At 52.8% G+C, this 2,912-nt stretch carries 1 rRNA gene; it reads left to right on the forward strand.

What is annotated here, in order from left to right:
- Positions 1-18: 18 nt before the first annotated feature.
- Positions 19-2,900: ribosomal RNA gene (locus tag DIE17_RS36845) — 23S ribosomal RNA — on the forward strand.
- Positions 2,901-2,912: the final 12 nt, after the last annotated feature.

Here is a 2,912-nt window from a genome sequence, read left to right on the forward strand (position 1 = left end):
GAGACAGACTCGTTATAGGGTCAAGCGAACAAGTGCATGTGGTGGATGCCTTGGCGATCACAGGCGATGAAGGACGCGGTAGCCTGCGAAAAGCTACGGGGAGCTGGCAAACAAGCTTTGATCCGTAGATGTCCGAATGGGGAAACCCACTCCTTTTGGAGTATCCATGGCTGAATACATAGGCCATGTGAAGCGAACGCGGTGAACTGAAACATCTAAGTAACCGCAGGAAAAGAAATCAACCGAGATTCCCAAAGTAGTGGCGAGCGAAATGGGATGAGCCTTGCACTCTTTATTTGTATTGTTAGCCGAACGCTCTGGAAAGTGCGGCCATAGCAGGTGATAGCCCTGTAGGCGAAAACAGTATGAAAGAACTAGGTGTGCGACAAGTAGGGCGGGACACGTGAAATCCTGTCTGAAGATGGGGGGACCATCCTCCAAGGCTAAATACTCGTGATCGACCGATAGTGAACCAGTACCGTGAGGGAAAGGCGAAAAGAACCCCGGGAGGGGAGTGAAATAGATCCTGAAACCGCATGCATACAAACAGTCGGAGCCTCGTAAGGGGTGACGGCGTACCTTTTGTATAATGGGTCAGCGACTTACGTTCAGTAGCAAGCTTAACCGTATAGGGCAGGCGTAGCGAAAGCGAGTCCGAATAGGGCGTTCAGTTGCTGGGCGTAGACCCGAAACCAGGTGATCTATCCATGGCCAGGATGAAGGTGCGGTAACACGTACTGGAGGTCCGAACCCACTAACGTTGAAAAGTTAGGGGATGAGCTGTGGATAGGGGTGAAAGGCTAAACAAACCTGGAAATAGCTGGTTCTCTCCGAAAACTATTTAGGTAGTGCCTCGTGTCTCACCTTCGGGGGTAGAGCACTGTCATGGTTGGGGGGTCTATTGCAGATTACCCCGCCATAGCAAACTCCGAATACCGAAGAGTGCAATCACGGGAGACAGACATCGGGTGCTAACGTCCGGTGTCAAGAGGGAAACAACCCAGACCGCCAGCTAAGGTCCCCAAATATAGCTAAGTGGGAAACGAAGTGGGAAGGCTAAAACAGTCAGGAGGTTGGCTTAGAAGCAGCCACCCTTTAAAGAAAGCGTAATAGCTCACTGATCGAGTCGTCCTGCGCGGAAGATGTAACGGGGCTAAGCTATATACCGAAGCTGCGGATGCGTGCTTTGCACGCATGGTAGGAGAGCGTTCCGTAAGCCTGCGAAGGTGCGTTGAAAAGCGTGCTGGAGGTATCGGAAGTGCGAATGCTGACATGAGTAGCGATAAAGGGGGTGAAAGGCCCCCTCGCCGTAAGCCCAAGGTTTCCTACGCAACGTTCATCGGCGTAGGGTGAGTCGGCCCCTAAGGCGAGGCAGAAATGCGTAGCTGATGGGAAGCAGGTCAATATTCCTGCACCATTGTTAGATGCGATGGGGGGACGGATCGCGGAAGGTTGTCCGGGTGTTGGAAGTCCCGGTCGCTGCATTGGAGAAGGCGCTTAGGCAAATCCGGGCGCAGGATTCAAGGGTGTGGCGCGAGCTTCTTAGGAAGCGAAGCAATTGGAAGTGGTTCCAAGAAAAGCCTCTAAGCTTCAGTCTAACGATGACCGTACCGCAAACCGACACAGGTGGGCGAGATGAGTATTCTAAGGCGCTTGAGAGAACTCGGGAGAAGGAACTCGGCAAATTGGTACCGTAACTTCGGGATAAGGTACGCCCTTGTAGCTTGATGCGCCTGCGCGCAGAGGGTGAAGGGGTTGCAATAAACTGGTGGCTGCGACTGTTTAATAAAAACACAGCACTCTGCAAACACGAAAGTGGACGTATAGGGTGTGACGCCTGCCCGGTGCCGGAAGATTAAATGATGGGGTGCAAGCTCTTGATTGAAGTCCCGGTAAACGGCGGCCGTAACTATAACGGTCCTAAGGTAGCGAAATTCCTTGTCGGGTAAGTTCCGACCTGCACGAATGGCGTAACGATGGCCACACTGTCTCCTCCCGAGACTCAGCGAAGTTGAAGTGTTTGTGATGATGCAATCTACCCGCGGCTAGACGGAAAGACCCCATGAACCTTTACTGTAGCTTTGCATTGGACTTTGAACCGATCTGTGTAGGATAGGTGGGAGGCTATGAAACCGGAACGCTAGTTTCGGTGGAGCCGTCCTTGAAATACCACCCTGGTTTGTTTGAGGTTCTAACCTTGGCCCGTGATCCGGGTCGGGGACAGTGCATGGTAGGCAGTTTGACTGGGGCGGTCTCCTCCCAAAGCGTAACGGAGGAGTACGAAGGTACGCTAGGTACGGTCGGAAATCGTGCTGATAGTGCAATGGCATAAGCGTGCTTAACTGCGAGACCGACAAGTCGAGCAGGTGCGAAAGCAGGTCATAGTGATCCGGTGGTTCTGTATGGAAGGGCCATCGCTCAACGGATAAAAGGTACTCTGGGGATAACAGGCTGATACCGCCCAAGAGTTCATATCGACGGCGGTGTTTGGCACCTCGATGTCGGCTCATCTCATCCTGGGGCTGTAGCCGGTCCCAAGGGTATGGCTGTTCGCCATTTAAAGAGGTACGTGAGCTGGGTTTAAAACGTCGTGAGACAGTTTGGTCCCTATCTGCCGTGGGCGTTGGATATTTGAAGGGGGCTGCTCCTAGTACGAGAGGACCGGAGTGGACGAACCTCTGGTGTACCGGTTGTCACGCCAGTGGCATCGCCGGGTAGCTATGTTCGGAAGAGATAACCGCTGAAAGCATCTAAGCGGGAAACTCGCCTTAAGATGAGATATCCCTGGGGACTAGATCCCCTTGAAGGGTCGTTCGAGACCAGGACGTTGATAGGTCAGGTGTGTAAGCGCAGTAATGCGTTCAGCTAACTGATACTAATTGCCCGTAAGGCTTGATCCTATAACAAGTCTG

It is taken from the genome of Burkholderia sp. Bp9099 (genome assembly GCF_003857805.1).
GTDB lineage: Bacteria > Pseudomonadota > Gammaproteobacteria > Burkholderiales > Burkholderiaceae > Burkholderia.